Here is a 15,439-nt window from a genome sequence, read left to right as displayed (position 1 = left end):
GGGTGCCCGGTCCGGCCAGACGAGCAGCACCGGGCACGGGGCGTGGTCGACGACGAAGCGGCCGGCCGGGCCGAGGCTCTTCGGGCCGAGTCGGGTGCGGTCGCCGTCGCGGGCGACGACGAGCACGTCGGCGTCCTCGGCGGCCGCCACGACCTCCCGCTCGACGCGGCCGTGCCGCACGAGGGCGGTCGACGGGCGGCCGAGGCGCTCCGCCGCCGCCCGCAGCAGCTCGCCGCCGGCCTCGTCGGCCAGGTTCGCGAGGCGCCGGCCGGGGTCGCGTTCCGGGTGACCGCGGCCGAGCAGTCCGCTGTAGGCACCGCCGGCCGCGGCGGGCGCGTCGGGCGCCGGCACGTGGAGCAGGGTGACCTCCGCGTCGGCGGGCGCCAGGGCGCGGGCGGCGTCGACACAGCCCGCCCAGGTGCCCTCCGCGATCCATACGAGCACGTGCACGTCAGCCTCCACCGGACAGCGCGGGCCCCTGGCGGTATCCGATGGTACGAGCGGCGCGGCCGTGCGTGCGGGTGCCCGGGCGTGTCGCGAAGGGTGGTCATCAAATCCGCTGGTCAGCGCGACGAGTGCCCGACTCACCGGCAGCTGTTCAGCGCAACCGGCGGCGGATGAGCGATCATGGAACCAACGCAGAACGCACGAGGCTGGAGGTGACGAGGTCCCCGCGGAGTGGGCCGCGCTTGTGACTCAGGGCGAACTGGACACGACTGCGGACCGGGCGACCGCGGACCGGACGACTGCGGACCGGGCGACCGCCGCTCCGGGATGGCTGGCCGCGCCACTGCCGATCGTGGTCGCGGACCGGGCCGGGGTCGTGGCCGACATCAACGACGCCTTCCGCCACGTCATGCCGGGCATGGCGGTGGGCACGCGGCTGGCCGACAGCGGCCCCGCGTGGCTGCGTGACGGGCACGAGCGCGCACTCGCCGGCACCGCCGAGGTGACCGGTGGCCGGCTCGGCGGGCGGGCGGTCGCGGCGCACCCGGTGTGGCGGGGTGAGGACGTCGCGTGGTGGTTCGTCGACACCACCGCCGAGGAGGCCCTGCGGCTCGAGCGCAGGCGGACCGAGTTCCTCGCCACGGCGTCGTCCGCGCTGCTCGCGTCACTGAACCCCGGCCGCTGCATGGAGATCACGGCCCGGCTCGCGGCCACCTACCTCGCCGACGCGGCGGCGGTCATCGCACCCGGCAGGCAGGGCTGGTACCCGATGGCGGTCTGCGCGCGGGGCGGGGAGCCCGCACACGACCGGCGTGCCATCGACCCGCGGCTGGTGCCGGGGCTGGCGGAGGCCCTGCAGGGTTTCCCGCCGGTGCCGTCGCGGTGGATCGACCCGGCCGCCGCTCCGGAATGGTTGCGGCCCGCGGACTTCGGTGAGATCGGCTCGCTCGTGGTGACGCCACTGCCCGGGCACGGCGTGCCCGCCGGCGCGCTGGTACTGCTGCGCCGTTCGCGGGAGGCCGCGTTCAGCGCCGACGAAGAGGTGTTCGCCCGGCTGTTCGCGGCGCGGGCCGGCGTCGCGATGTCCGCGGCGCAGGTCTACGCCGAGCAGTCCGCGATCACCGACGTGCTGATGCGCGACCTGCTGCCGCCGACGCTGCACGAGGTCGGCGGCGTCGACTTCGCCGGCCAGTACCGGGCCTCGCTGGACACCGACCGGGTCGGCGGTGACTTCTACGACGTGCACGCCGCGGACGAGGAACGCGACGAGACGCTCGTCGTGCTCGGGGACGTGTGCGGCAAGGGTCTGGAGGCCGCGGTCCTCACCGGCAAGATCCGCACCACCGTGCGCGCGCTGCTGCCGATGGCGGAGGACCACCAGCGGCTGCTCCACCTCCTCAACAACTCGCTGCTCGCCGTGGACAGCACCCGGTTCGCGACGCTCGTGCTCGCGTCGGCCCTTCGCGACGGCGCCGCGGTGCGGCTGCGGCTGACCGCCGCCGGGCACCCGCCGCCGCTGGTCGTCCGGGCGGACGGCGAGGTCCTGGAGATCGCCACCCGGGGCATGCTCGTCGGCGCGCTGCCCACCGTGCGGTCGTCGACGGCCGTCGTGACACTGGGCGCCGGGGACACGTGCCTGCTCTACACGGACGGGATCATCGAGGCCCGCGGCGGCCCGCTCGGCAGGGAGTTGTACGGCGAGCGGCGGCTGCGGGAGGCGCTGGCGGAGTGCGCAGGGCTGCCCGCGGAGGCGGTCGCCGAGCGGATCCAGATGCTCGCACTCCAGTGGGTGGGTCACCGCCCGCACGACGACATGGCGGTGCTCGCGATCACCGCCCCGCGCGGCAGGCTGCTCACCGCCGTCGGCGGGCACGGACGGGGCCGGTACACCGCATGAGCACGACGACCCTCGTCACCCGGACCACTCCCACGGACCACGTGGAGTACCTGTGGGACGCCGTCCTGGCCGGCGACGAGTACGCGGCCCGGGACGTCGTGTCGGCCGCGCTCGACGACGGGCTGACGGCCGAGAGCGTCCTGCTCGACGTGATCGGCGCCGTGCAGCGCCGCGTCGGCGTCGAGTGGGCGACCGACCGCATCAACGTCGCGCAGGAGCACGTGGCGACCGCGATCAACGAACGCGTCATCGGGGCGCTGCAGTCCTACACCGGCAGGCCCGCGGTCCGGCACGGCCGCATCACGGTGGCGTGCGTGGACGGCGAGTGGCACGCGCTGCCCGCCCGGCTGCTCTCCGAGACGCTGACGCTGCGCGGGTTCCGGGTCGACTACCTCGGCGCGCAGGTCCCGACGCCGCACCTCATCGCGCACCTGCACCGCACCGCGCCGGACGCGGTCGCGCTGTCCAACTCCATCCCGACCCGCCTGCCGACCGCGCACGCCACCATCACCGCCTGCCAGGCGGCCGGCGTCCCCGTGATCGTCGGCGGCGCCGCGTTCGGACCGGACGGCCGCTACGCGAAGCTGCTGGGCGCGCCGGCGTGGGCGCCGGACGCCCGCGCCGCGGCGGACCGGCTGCTGGGGCCGCCGCTCCCCCGCTCGACGGACCTGCACCAGCCGATCGACGATCTGCCGCACCTCGCCGACCAGGAGTACTCGATGATCGCCCGGTCGGCGACCTCGCTCGTCTCCTCGGTCTGCACCGCCCTCGCGCAGCGGTGGCCGGCGATGAGCGAGTACACCGACCAGCAACGGGAGCACACCGCCGAGGACGTCGCCCACATCGTCGACTTCCTCGCCACCGCGCTGTACGTCGGCGACGTCGAGCTGTTCACCGGCTTCCTGACGTGGACCGCGAGCATCCTCTCCGCCCGCGGCGTCCCACCCCGGTCACTGGGCGTGGGACTGGCACTACTCACCACCGAGCTGCGTGACTTCGCCCGAGCGAGCCAGTTCCTCGCGGCCGGGATCGCGCATGTCGACGGGATCGACGCATGACGGCATTTCCAGAGCTGAGATACAGCTGGGACACCTCGGCCGGCCACATCGGACGGGTCACCCTCGCCGGTGACCTCATCCACGTCAACGCCGACGAGCTACTGGAGGCGGTCACCGACGAGCTGGCCGCCCACCCCGGGTTGCGTGAGCTGCACGTCGACTGCGCCCAGCTGGAGGTCTGCGACTCCCGCGGCCTGTCGACCCTGCTCATGCTCCGCCGCCGCACGGACTCCCTGGGCCTGCGACTGCACATCGTGAACCGCCCGCACGCCCTGAACCGCATGCTCGACCGAACGGGCACCACGGAGTACCTCACGAGCGACGAGCCGCAGTCCATCCTCCGGGACCAGGAAACGTCCGGCTGACGCTTACAACCCGCCGACGGACTCCTGGGCCTGTACGGGTGCCGGCAGGAGCGCGCGTCAGGGGGTCGGCGGCGAGCACCGCGGCGACCTGGTCCCCGCGCAGGACCGGGTCGAGGCCAGCTCTGGCTCCTCGGTGCCGGTAACCCGCCAGGCCTGGACTCGTCGAGCGGGTGCGGCCCCGTGATGGTGCTCAGCCGTTGCCGAACTGCTCGCCGATGTCGGTCACCTCGGTCATGCCGACCAGTTCGACGAACTCCTTCAGCCCCGGCAGCTCGCGGGCCGCGGCGATCGGGGTGCCGTCCTCGGCGATCCTCGCCAGCACCGCCCGCACCGCGACCGAGGTGGCCAGCAGTGTCGAGACAGGACAGATGACCAGCCGGAAACCCAGCTCCCGCAACCGGTCCAGGGGTGTCGGTGGGGTCTTGCCGCCCTCCGCCCAGTTGAACAGCAGCGGTACGCCGGCGAGCTCCGTCGCCACCGTCTCGATCTCCGCCGCCGACTGGGGGGCCTCGACGAAGAGCATGTCGGCGCCGGCCTCGCGGTACCGGGCGGCACGGTCGATGGCCGCGGCCAAACCCTCGACCGCACGGGCGTCGGTCCGCGCGATCAGCACGAAGTCGGGGTCGACGCGCGCGGCGACCGCCGCGCGGACCCGGTCGACCATCACCTCCGCCGGCACGACCCGTTTGCCCTCCAGGTGCCCGCAGCGCTTGGGCGCCACCTGGTCCTCGAGGTGGATGGCGGCCACCCCGGCGGCCTCGTACTCCCGCACCGTGCGGATCACGTTGAGCGCGTTGCCGTAGCCGGTGTCCGCGTCCGCGATCACCGGCACGCCGACGGTCGAGCGGATCAGCCGCGCGGTCTCCACCATCTCGGTCATGGTCAGCAGCCCGACGTCCGGCCGTCCGATCAGCGACGCGGTCACCCCGAAACCGGTCATGTACACCGCGGGGAACCCGGCCGCCTCGACCAGCCGGGCGCTCAACGCGTCATAGGCACCCGGCGCCACGATCGTCCCGCCACCGGCGAGCAGCTCCCGCAGCCGGGCCGGACCACCGTTGACCGGGCCGAGTGGAGTCATCCGGCCGCCCTCCCCTCACGGCAGCGAACCAGGATCACACCTCTCAGTGAACACCAAGCCGGGGCGGTGTGAGGCGGGGGTCAACGCCAGCCGAGCGCGGGGGCCACGTGCGTGAGGATGTCCTCGATCAGGTGGGCGTTGTACTCCACGCCGAGCTGGTTGGGCACGGTCAGGAGCAGGGTGTCGGCCTCGGCGATGGCCTCGTCCTCGGACAGCTCGGACACCAGGACGTCCGGCTCGGCGGCGTAGGTGCGGCCGAAGATCGCCCTGGTCTCGGCGTCGATGAGGCCGACCTGGTCGGTGCTCTCGACATCGCCGCCGAAGTAGGCGTGGTCGAGGTCCGTGGTCAGCGCGAAGATGCTGCGCGAGACCGACACGCGTGGCTCACGCGTCCACCCGGCCTCCGCCCACGCCTTGCGGAACGCGCGGATCTGCTCGGCCTGCTGGACGTGGAACGGCGCCCCGCCCTCGTCGTTCTTGAGCGTGGAGCTCATCAGGTTCATGCCGTGCTCGGCCGTCCACACGGCGGTGCCGTTGGAGCCCGCACCCCACCAGATGCGGTCGCGCAGGCCGGGTGAGTGCGGTTCGGGGCGCAGCAGGCCGGGCGGGTTGGCGAACATCGGCCGCGGGCTGGGCTGGGCGAACCCCTTGCCCTCCAACACCTTCAGCAGCACCTCGGCGTGCTGGCGGGCCATGTCGGCGTCCGTGTCGCCCTCGCTGGGCTGGTAGCCGAAGTACCGCCAGCCGTCGATGACCTGCTCAGGTGAGCCGCGGGAGATGCCGAGCTGGAGCCGGCCGCCGGCGATGAGGTCCGCGGCGCCCGCGTCCTCGGCCATGTACATCGGGTTCTCGTACCGCATGTCGATGACGCCGGTACCGATCTCGATGCGTTCGGTCCTGGCGCCGATCGCGGCCAGCAGCGGGAACGGCGAGGCCAGCTGCCTGGCGAAGTGGTGCACCCGGAAGTAGGCGCCGTCCGCGCCGAGCTCCTCCGCGGCCACGGCCAGGTCCACGGCCTGCAGCAACGCGTCCGACGCCGTGCGAGTCCGCGAGTGCGGACTGTCCGACCAGTGCCCGAACGAGAGAAATCCGATCTTCTTCACACCCACTCGAACGCGCCACCACGCTGATTGATTCCGCAACTATCCGGTGGCGGGAACCGGCGAGCACATGCCGGTGGGCCCGTCCGCGAGGCGCACGCCGACGGGCCCACTACCGCTCGTCACCGGGTTCCGAAGTCCTGGGTCCAGTACGGCACCCCGTCCTTGTTCGCCACGTAGCCCACCCCGATCTCGGCGAGCGAGCAGTCGAGGATGTTGGCGCGGTGCTCCGGGCTCCGCATCCAGGCGTCGACCACCTCCTGGGGTGTCCGCTGCCCATAGGCGATGTTCTCCGCCCACTTGGTCGCCGAATATCCGGCCTGACTCAGCCGGTCCCCGACATCTGATCCGTTCGCCCCGGTATGGGACATGTTGTCGGTCCTCGCCATTTCGCCGCTGTGACCGCGGGCGGCCGTGTCGAGCGCCCCGTTCTCGGCGAGCGCACCGCAGCCGTTCGCCGTCCGCTGCTGGTTCGTCAGGCTGATGACCTGCTGCTCGAAGCTCGGATCCGCGTGCACCGGGCTCGTGGCGGCACCCAGACCGATCAGCGTGGAAACAGCGATGGCAGTGACATTTCGGATCATTTCTGGCCTCCTTGCTCGGTTTCTGCCGACAAAGGACGTACCCGGGCCGAAGACGAACATCTCCCCGTTACCTGCCATCTGGAACTAAAGAGGGACCAGCGCGCCGCCGCCGGTTACAGCACCATTCCGCCTGGCCGTATCCCGAACGTCCTTCCGAGAATCCAACCCCTCGATCGGGTGATTCTGAGCGGGACGGTCCATGGCCGAACGCGGTCGTGACAACGCGAGCCCCTCACGGCGTCATGGCCACTCCCTCGGGACCCTGGCCGACGGGAATCGTCGCCACCGGGCTGGCCGAGGACGTGTCGATCACCGAGAGCGTGTTGGCGGCGTTGTTGGTGACGTAGACGAACCTGGCGTCGGGCGAGGCGGCCACGCCTTCCGGGCGCTGCTCGACCGGCACCGTCGCGCTGACGGCGGCGCTGTCCCCGTGGATCACCGACACGGCGTCGTCGCCGGTGTTGGCGACGTAGACGACGTCCTGCGGGGTGACCGACAGCCCGATCGGCGCCTTGCCGACCGGCACGGTGACGACCGGCTCGCCCGGTGCGGAGATGACGGTGACGCTGTTGTCGCCGGTGTTGGCCACGTACAGCCGGTGGCCGCCGGGGCCGAGCGCGATGCCGGCCGGGAAGCGGCCGACGGGGATCGTGTTGATCACCGAGTTCGTGGTCGCGTCGATGACGCTCACGGAGCTGTCGTCGTTGTTGGTGACGTAGACCAGTGTGCCGTCCGGGCTGACCACCGGGGTGTGCGGGGCCCGGCCCACCGGGATCTCGCCGACCGGCTGCTGGGTCGCCACGTCGATGACGGTCACGGTGTCGGAGTCGTAGTTGGTGACGTAGGCGTGCGTCGCGGTCGCGTCCACGCCGTACGGGTGCGCACCGACCGGCACGGTGGCCACCACCTCGTGGCTCAGCGCGTCGATGACCGAGACCGAGTTGGCCCGTTCGTTGGTGATGTAGACCAGGTCGCCGTCCGGGGTGCTGCCGACGCCCACGGGGCCGTCGCCGACCGGCACCGTCGCGGTCACCTCCCCCAGCCTGGTGTCGTAGACGGTGACGTTGTCGGAGTCCGTGTTGGCCACGAACACCTGGACGCGCGGCGGGTAGGCCGCGGCCGGCAGGGCGGCCAGTGGGAGCAGGGCCAGTACCACCAGCAGCGCCAAGAGGGTGACACGACATCTTCCCAACGGACCGGAGACCCACCGACAGTTGGACATGCGCCTCCTCGACTGAGCAGGCATCGACATTCCTCCAGAGCGAGATGAAGCTGCGAGAACACGCGGAAAGACGAGCTGGCGACAGTGCGGTGCCCGGCGGTGACCGTTCCCGTTCGAGTCCGGCACCCTGTGAGGCGTCCGGACGCGCCGCTCCTACACTCACCCTAACGGCCTAGTCGGCTTTATCACTATGTGAAAACCGCTGATCAGACACCTCAGGTGATCTTGGTCGACGAAAGTGTGACGACGCTCTGACCTTCCGTAGCAACGCACTCGGTGACTGCTGACTACGCCCTGTGATCCGCGTGTGGGATCACGCGATCGTGCGCACCGTCCTATTCGGACAGTGAGCGCGCGGTGGCGGCGCTGCGACTGTCTCATGTAGACATCGCGATATCACTGATCGCTCGTGGCTTCGGGCTTTCCCCGGTAGGTCGGGAGGATCGACCGCGGTATCGGCCCCTTGTTGCGCAGGCCCTGGCTCATCTCCTCCCAGGCGTGGGCGAGGATGCCGACGCTGCGGCCGAGCACGAACAGCCCGCGCGCCAGCTCCGGGGCGAACCCCAGCTCCGCGTAGATCACGGCGGTCGCGCCGTCGATGTTCATCGGCACCGGGCGGCGGCGGTTCGCGTCGAGGTGCGCCTCGACGGCGCGGGCGGCGCGCAGGTGGCGGCCGTCGACCACGCCGTCCGCGACCGCGCGGTCCACGAGCGCCAGCAGCGGGCCGCGCCGCGGGTCCACGGGGTGGAAGCGGTGCCCGAAACCCGGGACGTAGCGGTGGCGGGCGACGACCCGTTCGACGGCCGCGGCGAGGTCCCCGTCCGCGGCGACGATCTCGGTGAGCATCTCGACGCACTGCTGGCCCGCGCCGCCGTGGGAGTCGCCAAGGGCGTTGACGCCGGAGGCCATCGCGTTGTTGAGGCCCACGCCGCACGTCGCGGTCATCCTGGCGATCGCGATCGACGGCGCCTGCGGGCCGTGGTCGACCGACGCGACCAGGGCCGCCTCCAGCAGGGCGGCCCGGCGCGCGTCGGGCAGCTCGCCACGGACCATGAGCCAGACCGCCGAGACGAAGTCGACCGAGCCGATCAGCTCCTGCACGGGAATCCCGCGCAGCTCCACCTCGCCGGGAGCCATGCGCACGATGCTGGTGGCCCACCAGTCCGCGGACTCCGCCGCCGTCACGGCTCCTCCTCGACCGCGGCGACGGGCACCGCGCCGGCCCGCCACCGGTCGACGAACTCGGCCGTCTGCCCGTTGTGCTCGCCGAGCAGCGGCGGCGCGGTGGCGGGGTGCAGCGGCTCCCCGTCGACCAGCACCCCGTTCCCGCTGACCCGGACGACCCGGTCGGGGTCGCCGGGGAACGGGACGTCGGTGAAGAACCGCCGGTGCGCCAACTGCTCCGACGCGACCGCCTGCGGCACCGACAGGATCCGCGCGGCCGGCACGCCGATCGCCGGCAGCTCCCGCTCCCACGCCTCGGCCGGGCGCCGGCGCAGCTCACGGGTCAGCTCGGCGTTCAGCGCGTCCCGGTTGACCTTGCGCGCCTCGCGGTCGGCGAACCGCGGGTCGGTCACCAGGTCGGGGCGACCCAGCAGCCCGCACAGCTTCTCGAACTGGGTCTGCCGGTTCGCCGCGATGTTGAGCAGGCCGTCGGCGGTCTCGAACGTGCCGGACGGGGCGGCGGTGACGTTCTGCTGGCCCGTCGGCGCCGGCCGCACCCCGCTGATGAGGTAGTGCGAGACCGTCCAGCCCATCGCCGAGATCGACGCCTCCAGCATCGACAGGTCCAGGAAACAGCCCTCACCCGTCCGCTCCCGGCCGACGAGAGCCGAGGAGATCGCGAGTGCCGCCATCAGGCCGCCGACGGTGTCGCACACCGGGAAGCCGACCCGCAGCGGTGCGGTGTCCTCGGTGCCGGTGATGCTCATCATCCCCGACAGGCCCTGGATGATCTGGTCGTACGCGGGTGCCTGGCTCATCGGGCCGGTCTGGCCGAAGCCCGAGATCGCGCAGTACACCAGGCCCGGGTTGAGCTCGCGCAGCCGGGCCCAGTCGTAGCCGAGCCGGGCGAGGACCCCGGCGCGGAAGTTCTCGAGCAGGACGTCCGCGCCGCGCACCAGGTCGTCGAACACCGCCCGCCGCGCGGAGTCCTTCAGGTCCACCTCGATCGACTTCTTCCCCGCGTTCTGCGCGAGGAACGACGCCCCGAGGCCGGCGCCGTTCAGCTCGGGCTCGGGGCCGAGGTGGCGGGCGAGATCACCGGAGCCGGGCACCTCGACCTTCACGACCTCCGCGCCGAAGAGCATCAGCTGGTAGCTGCAGTACGGGCCGGCGAGGACGTTGGTCAGGTCGAGCACCCGGATACCGCGGAGCGGCGTTCTTTCCATGCGTCTACTCCTTCTGCGGGAAACGCAGAATCGACAAGAGAACCGTCGCGCCGGTCCGCGCTACACGCGGAACGGGTGGTCGAAGCCCCGCTCGGTCATGTGCGCGGCCACCTCGGTGAGCGCGGCGACGAACTCGGCGATCCGCTCGTCGGGGAAGCGCACGGTCGGACCGGACAGCGACAGCGCGGCGATGACGGACCCGGTGCGGCCGACGACGGGGACGGCCACGGCGGACAGTCCCGCCTCGCGTTCCCCGTGGCTGAAGGCGTATCCGCGCACCGCGGCCTCGTCGATCTGGGCACGCAGCGAGTCCACGTAGTCCGGTCCGTACGGGGAGCTGTGGGCCACCCTGGCGAGGTGCGGCGCGTCCGAGTTGCGCAGCAGGATCTTCGACGACGCGCCGGCCCACAGCGGGAGCTCGTCGCCGACGTGCACGACGTGGCGCAGCGGCTGCGGGCTCTCCTGCTGCGCGACGCAGACGCGGTAGATGTCGCGTGCCACGTAGAGGTTGACCGTCTCGCGCTGGCGATGGGCCAGCCCGCGCATGAGCTCCTTGGTCTCGGGCGGCAGCTCCCAGCTGCCGCGGGCGAGGTGCGCCCAGCGCCAGAGGCTCGGCCCGGCCATGTACCCCTTGGCGGTCGCCCAGAGCAGGCCGTTCTGCTCCAGGGTCTGCACGATCCGGATGACGGTGGTCTTGGCGAGACCGGTGGCGCGGACGATCTCCGAGACCGAGATCGCCGGTTGGGACTCGGTCAGCAGCCCCAGGATGTCGATCGCGCGCTGCACGCTGCGCACGCCCTGGGTCTCACCGGACTCACCGGACGCTTCCCACCGGTCCTTGGCGGTCTGATCGGCACCGGTCGAATTCACCACTGCATCCCCTCTTGCCACGACGATCCACCATCCTCACCGCTCACCTCCACCGCGTCCAGCTCCGCCGAGACCGCCATAACGTCTTCGGCTCGAAGGCTTGCCAGCTCAGGTAGCGAGCCGTACGTTACACGCAGTCCGTACAGCGGTCCAGATGTACCGCTTGATGGTTCACAAGGAGAACTGTGGTGCTCCCTGACGTTCTCACGCGGTCCACTCCCGACGCACCGGCATTCGTGGCGGGCGAGTGGGTCACCGACGGCCCACCCGCGTCCCGGACCGGACCCTTCGTCCGCGCGGTGGTGTCGCGGTCCTATCCGGCGAGTGAGGCACAGGTCGCGGCGGCCCGGGCGTACGCGGCGGCCGACGCCCGCGTGGTGGCCGGGCTCGCGCCCGCCACGCGGGCGGACGTGCTGGACCGGGCGTCCCGCCTGGCGGTCGAGCACCGCGACGACATCGCCCGGCTCATCGCGCTGGAGCTGGGCAAACCGGTGAAGGACGGGCGGGGCGAGCTGGACCGCGTGGCGGACACGTTCGCCGTGTGCGCCCACGAGGCCCGGCGAATCGGCGGCGAGAACGTGCCGGTGGCCGGCTGGGCGCGGGGCACGGGCAACACGGCACTCACCTACCGCGCCCCCGCCGGCGTCGCGCTGGCGATCACCCCGTTCAACGCGCCCGCGAACCTGTTGGCGCACAAGCTGGGCGCGTCCTTCGCGGCCGGGAACACCACACTGGTCAAGGCACCGCCGCAGGCGCCCGCGACGACCGCGGCGGTGGTCGCGCTGGCGCTCGAGGCGGGCATGCCGCCGGCGGCGGTGCAGCTGCTGCACGGCGGCGGGGACGTGGGGGCGGCGTTGTGCGCGGCACCCGAGGTGAGCGTCATCAGCTTCACCGGCAGCCCGGCGACGGGCGCGGCGGTGGCCAGGGCGGCCGGCGCCAAACGGCTCGTGCTGGAGCTGGGCGGCAACGCGGCGACGATCGTGTGCGCGGACGCGGACGTCGCCGACGCGGCCCGGGTCTGCGCCCGCACCGGATACTCGAACTCGGGGCAGAGCTGCATCTCCGTGCAGCGGGTGTACGTGCAGCGGTCCCGGTTCGACGAGTTCGTCGAGGCGTTCCGGGCGGAGGTCGACCGGCTGGTGGTCGGCGACCCGCTCGACCCGGCCACCGACATCGGGTCGATGGTGGACGAGGACGCGGCCACACGGGTGGAGAAGTGGGTCGAGCAGGCGAGGGCCGCGGGGGCACGGCTCGTGGCCGGCGGCGTCCGGGACGGGGCGACGCTGCGGCCGACGATCGTGGCGGACCCGCCGCCGGACGCCACGATCGTGACCGAGGAGGTGTTCGGCGCGCTCGTCGCCGTGCTGCCCTTCGACGACCTCGACGCGGTCATCGAGACCTGCAACGGCAGCAGGTTCGGCCTGCAGGCCGGCATCTTCACCAACGACATCACCACGATCGTCACGGCGTGGCGGGAGCTGGCCGTCGGCGGCCTCGTCGTGAACGGCTCGTCGAACTACCGGCTCGACCACGTCCCGTTCGGCGGCGTGAAGGACTCCGGCTTCGGCCGGGAGGCACCCCGGCAGATGATCGACGACTACACGGTGATCAAGACCCTCATCCTGCGCGGCCTGTCGGTCTGGGGGCAGGCATGACGGTCACCGCCGCGGAAGCGCTGGTCACTCAGCTCGAGTCGTACGGCGTCGAGTACGTCTTCGGTGTGTGCGGCCACACCAACATCGCCTTCCTGGACGCCCTGGGGCGCAGCCGGATCAGGTTCGTGATCGCCCGCCACGAGCAGGCCGCCGCGCACGCGGCCGACGGGTACGCGCGGATGACCGGCAGGCCCGGCGTGCTGCTCGTGCACGTGGGTCCCGGGCTGATGAACGCGGTCACCGGCGTCGCGACCGCGGCACTCGACTCGGTCCCGCTGGTCACCATCGCGGGCGACATCCCGTCCTACTACCACGGCCGCCACCCCCACCAGGAGGTGAACCTGCACTTCGACGCCGACCAGACGGCGATCTTCCGGCCGTTCGTGAAGCGGGCGTGGCACGCGCACCGCGCCGAGGACCTCGCGAGGTTCACCGAGCGGGCGTTCTGGACCGCGACGTCCGGCCGGCCGGGCACGGTGCTGCTCAACGTGCCGATGGACCTGTTCTCCCGGCAGGTGCCCGAGTCCTCCGCCACGGCGTACCCGCTCGTCGCCAACGCCACCCCGGCCGCGCTGCCGGCGGCGGAGGCGAGGCGCATCGCCGAGGTGCTCGTCGCCGCGGCGAGGCCGCTGATCTACGTCGGCGGCGGCCTGCGCGACGACCGGGGCCGGGCGGCGTTGCTGCGGCTGGCCGAGCACCTGGACATCCCGATCGCGCACTCGCTCATGGCCAAGGGCACGGTCGAGGACCGGCACCCGCTCGTCATGGGGATGACCGGGTTCTGGGGCCTCGACCTCACCAACAAGTACACGATGGACGCCGACGTGGTGCTCGCACTCGCCACCCGGTTCGCCGAGACCGACGCCAGCTCGTGGAACGCCGACTACACCTGGCACTTCCCGCCGGCCAGGCTCATCCAGGTCGACATCGACCCCGCCGAGATCGGCCGCAACTACCCGGTCGAGATCGGCGCGGTGGCCGACGTGACCCTCGCCGTCGAGGCGATCGCCGACGCGGTGGTGGCGTCGAGTCCACACGGGACGGACCGGCCCGCGCTGCGCGAGACGATCGGCACCGAGCGGAGCGCGTTGTTCGCCGGCAGCCGGGAACGCGGCCGCAGCGACGACTTCCCACTCCGCCCGGAACGCATCCTCGCCGACCTGCGGGACGCGCTGCCCGCCGACGCGGTGCTCGTCACCGACGTCGGCTGGAACAAGAACGGCGTGGCCCAGTGCTACGAGCTGCCGCCGGAAGGCCGCTTCGTCACCCCGGGCGGGCTGTCCACCATGGGCTTCGGGCCGGCGGCGGCGATCGGCGTGCAGATCGCCCGACCCGACCGGGTCGTCGTGGCACTGGTCGGGGACGGCGGGATGAGCGCGCAGCTGCCGGCGGTGCCCATGGCCGTCGAGCAGGGCCTGCCGGTGGTCTTCCTCGTGATGAACAACCGGGCGCACGGCACGATCGCCGACCTGCAGGCCGCGAACTTCGGCGCCAGCTACGGCTGCGAGTTCCGCGACCCGGAGGGCAACCCCTACTCCCCCGACTTCGCCGCCTACGGCCGGGCGTGCGGCGCCGACGGCTACCGGATCGAGACACCGGGCGACCTGACCACCGCACTGCGCGCGGCGGTCGAGCGGCGCCGCCCCGCCGTGCTGGACGTGCCGATGGTGAACGAACCCGTGCCCACGCCAGGACATTGGAACATCAAGGACATCTACCGCGGCGCGTTCTAGTCCGCACCGAACCCACAACGAGGTGAGAAGTTCATGGCCAGTACACGTACGGCGCGGTTACTCGTCCCCGCCGCCGCACTCGCCCTGGCGGCGGCGACCGCGTGCTCCGCACCGGGCAGCTCGTCGTCCGGCCAGCAGGACACCGGCGGCCCGATCAAGGTCGCCGTGGTCGACGCGCAGAGCGGGCAGCTCAGCTCGCTCGGCCAGTGGGAGTGGAAGGGCGCCAAGCTCGCCGCCGACGAGTGGAACGCCAGGGGCGGCATCAACGGCCGCAAGATCGACCTCGAGCTGTTCGACGACCAGGGCGACCCGACCGTCGGCACGAACGTCGCCCGCAAGATCGCCGGCGAGGGCTTCGTGGCCATGATCGGCACCGCGGAGAGCGCGGTCACCGTGGCCATGATCCCCATCCTGCGGCAGTCGAAGATCCCGAACATCACCTCCGGCCAGTCGCCGGCGATCGCGGCGGCCAAGAGCCCGTTCGCGTTCTACAACGGACCGACGAGCAACACCTACGACGAGACGCTCGCGAAGTACCTGGTGGACGACAAGGGGCACAAGAAGATCGCGCTGATCTCCAACAACGGCTCCTACGGCAAGGGCGAGCACGACGCGTTCACCAAGGTGCTGGCCGACCGCGGCCTCACCCCGGTCGACGACCAGGTGGTGACCACCGACCAGAAGGACTTCAGCGCCGCCCTCACCTCGATCCGGCAGAAGGAGCCCGAGGTCCTGTTCGTCGGCTCCGAGGAGGTCGAGGCCGGGCTGATCGTCAAGCAGGCCAAGGAGCTGGGCATCACCGCGACGATCGCGGGTGCCGCGCCGATGGGCACGCCGGTGTACCTGCAGACCGCCGGCCAGGCCAACGCGGAGGGCACCGTCGTCAGCTCGCCGTACCTGTCCAACGACGGCGACGACGCGTCCCGCGCGTTCGCCAGGGCCTACCAGAAGGCACACGGCGAGGAGGCCGAACTGCACGGCGCCAAGGCCTACGACGGCGCGAACATCTACATCAAGGCGCTCGACGCCGACAAGTG

General features: G+C 72.0%; 14 protein-coding genes. 6 read left to right on the top strand and 8 right to left on the bottom strand.

Annotation, left to right across the window (positions count from 1 at the left end):
• The coding region (locus tag ACJ73U_RS08095; RefSeq protein WP_407776914.1) for a universal stress protein at nucleotides 1-450 on the bottom strand (450 nt) is incomplete at its 3' end.
• A gap of 241 nt (nucleotides 451-691) precedes the next feature.
• Between ACJ73U_RS08095 and ACJ73U_RS08090 the strand changes: the two genes are divergently transcribed.
• The 3 genes from ACJ73U_RS08090 to ACJ73U_RS08080 are packed head-to-tail and all read left to right on the top strand — an operon-like array spanning nucleotide 692 to nucleotide 3,767.
• Entirely contained in the window at nucleotides 692-2,344 is a 1,653-nt protein-coding gene (locus ACJ73U_RS08090) for a PP2C family protein-serine/threonine phosphatase (protein WP_407776913.1), read from the top strand.
• Entirely contained in the window at nucleotides 2,341-3,402 is a 1,062-nt protein-coding gene (locus tag ACJ73U_RS08085; protein WP_407776912.1) for a B12-binding domain-containing protein, read from the top strand. The genes ACJ73U_RS08090 and ACJ73U_RS08085 overlap by 4 nt, the downstream gene beginning before the upstream one ends.
• Nucleotides 3,399-3,767 carry an STAS domain-containing protein gene (locus tag ACJ73U_RS08080; protein ID WP_407776911.1) on the top strand — a complete coding sequence of 123 codons (369 nt, stop codon included), beginning with the start codon at nucleotides 3,399-3,401 and terminating at the stop codon, nucleotides 3,765-3,767. The genes ACJ73U_RS08085 and ACJ73U_RS08080 overlap by 4 nt, the downstream gene beginning before the upstream one ends.
• A 190-nt stretch (nucleotides 3,768-3,957) precedes the next feature.
• Here ACJ73U_RS08080 and ACJ73U_RS08075 read toward each other — a convergent pair whose 3' ends face one another.
• From ACJ73U_RS08075 to ACJ73U_RS08045, 7 genes are all read right to left on the bottom strand, one after another.
• A complete protein-coding gene (locus ACJ73U_RS08075) occupies nucleotides 3,958-4,848 on the bottom strand; it encodes an oxaloacetate decarboxylase (RefSeq protein WP_407776910.1) in 891 nt (296 codons plus the stop codon).
• Nucleotides 4,849-4,928: 80 nt separating this feature from the next.
• Entirely contained in the window at nucleotides 4,929-5,951 is a 1,023-nt protein-coding gene (locus ACJ73U_RS08070; RefSeq protein WP_407776915.1) for an LLM class flavin-dependent oxidoreductase, read from the bottom strand.
• 119 nt (nucleotides 5,952-6,070) lie between these two features.
• The gene (locus ACJ73U_RS08065) at nucleotides 6,071-6,532 is read right to left on the bottom strand and encodes a CAP domain-containing protein (protein ID WP_407776909.1); all 462 of its coding nucleotides are present in this window, start codon (nucleotides 6,530-6,532) and stop codon (nucleotides 6,071-6,073) included.
• Nucleotides 6,533-6,764: 232 nt separating this feature from the next.
• Nucleotides 6,765-7,700 carry a beta-propeller fold lactonase family protein gene (locus ACJ73U_RS08060; RefSeq protein WP_407776908.1) on the bottom strand — a complete coding sequence of 312 codons (936 nt, stop codon included), beginning with the start codon at nucleotides 7,698-7,700 and terminating at the stop codon, nucleotides 6,765-6,767.
• A gap of 450 nt (nucleotides 7,701-8,150) precedes the next feature.
• The gene (locus ACJ73U_RS08055; RefSeq protein WP_407776907.1) at nucleotides 8,151-8,939 is read right to left on the bottom strand and encodes a citryl-CoA lyase; all 789 of its coding nucleotides are present in this window, start codon (nucleotides 8,937-8,939) and stop codon (nucleotides 8,151-8,153) included.
• Nucleotides 8,936-10,144 (bottom strand): CaiB/BaiF CoA transferase family protein, encoded by a 1,209-nt coding sequence (locus ACJ73U_RS08050; RefSeq protein ID WP_407776906.1) that lies wholly within the window; start codon nucleotides 10,142-10,144, stop codon nucleotides 8,936-8,938. The genes ACJ73U_RS08055 and ACJ73U_RS08050 overlap by 4 nt, the downstream gene beginning before the upstream one ends.
• 60 nt (nucleotides 10,145-10,204) lie before the next feature.
• A complete protein-coding gene (locus tag ACJ73U_RS08045; RefSeq protein WP_407776905.1) occupies nucleotides 10,205-11,014 on the bottom strand; it encodes an IclR family transcriptional regulator in 810 nt (269 codons plus the stop codon).
• Nucleotides 11,015-11,202: 188 nt separating this feature from the next.
• Between ACJ73U_RS08045 and ACJ73U_RS08040 the strand changes: the two genes are divergently transcribed.
• The 3 genes from ACJ73U_RS08040 to ACJ73U_RS08030 all read left to right on the top strand — a co-directional run.
• A complete protein-coding gene (locus ACJ73U_RS08040; RefSeq protein WP_407776904.1) occupies nucleotides 11,203-12,669 on the top strand; it encodes an aldehyde dehydrogenase family protein in 1,467 nt (488 codons plus the stop codon).
• Nucleotides 12,666-14,402, top strand: a complete 1,737-nt coding sequence (locus ACJ73U_RS08035) for a thiamine pyrophosphate-binding protein (protein WP_407776903.1) — start codon at nucleotides 12,666-12,668, stop codon at nucleotides 14,400-14,402. Before ACJ73U_RS08040 ends, ACJ73U_RS08035 begins: the two co-directional genes overlap by 4 nt.
• A gap of 33 nt (nucleotides 14,403-14,435) precedes the next feature.
• Nucleotides 14,436-15,439: ABC transporter substrate-binding protein (locus ACJ73U_RS08030; protein ID WP_407776902.1), on the top strand; the 1,004-nt coding region annotated here is incomplete at its 3' end.

Source organism: Actinophytocola sp. (assembly GCF_045807065.1).
Lineage (GTDB): Bacteria > Actinomycetota > Actinomycetes > Mycobacteriales > Pseudonocardiaceae > Actinophytocola.
Note: the sequence above shows the minus strand (reverse complement) of the source record. Positions and strands in the feature narration are given on the sequence as shown.

Coding starts and splice junctions, on each gene's coding strand:
- ACJ73U_RS08085 (WP_407776912.1), top strand. CDS start 2,341: ATGAGCACGACGACCCTCGTCACCCGGACCACTCCCACGGACCACGTG.
- ACJ73U_RS08080 (WP_407776911.1), top strand. CDS start 3,399: ATGACGGCATTTCCAGAGCTGAGATACAGCTGGGACACCTCGGCCGGC.
- ACJ73U_RS08075 (WP_407776910.1), bottom strand. CDS start 4,848: ATGACTCCACTCGGCCCGGTCAACGGTGGTCCGGCCCGGCTGCGGGAG.
- ACJ73U_RS08065 (WP_407776909.1), bottom strand. CDS start 6,532: ATGATCCGAAATGTCACTGCCATCGCTGTTTCCACGCTGATCGGTCTG.
- ACJ73U_RS08050 (WP_407776906.1), bottom strand. CDS start 10,144: ATGGAAAGAACGCCGCTCCGCGGTATCCGGGTGCTCGACCTGACCAAC.
- ACJ73U_RS08035 (WP_407776903.1), top strand. CDS start 12,666: ATGACGGTCACCGCCGCGGAAGCGCTGGTCACTCAGCTCGAGTCGTAC.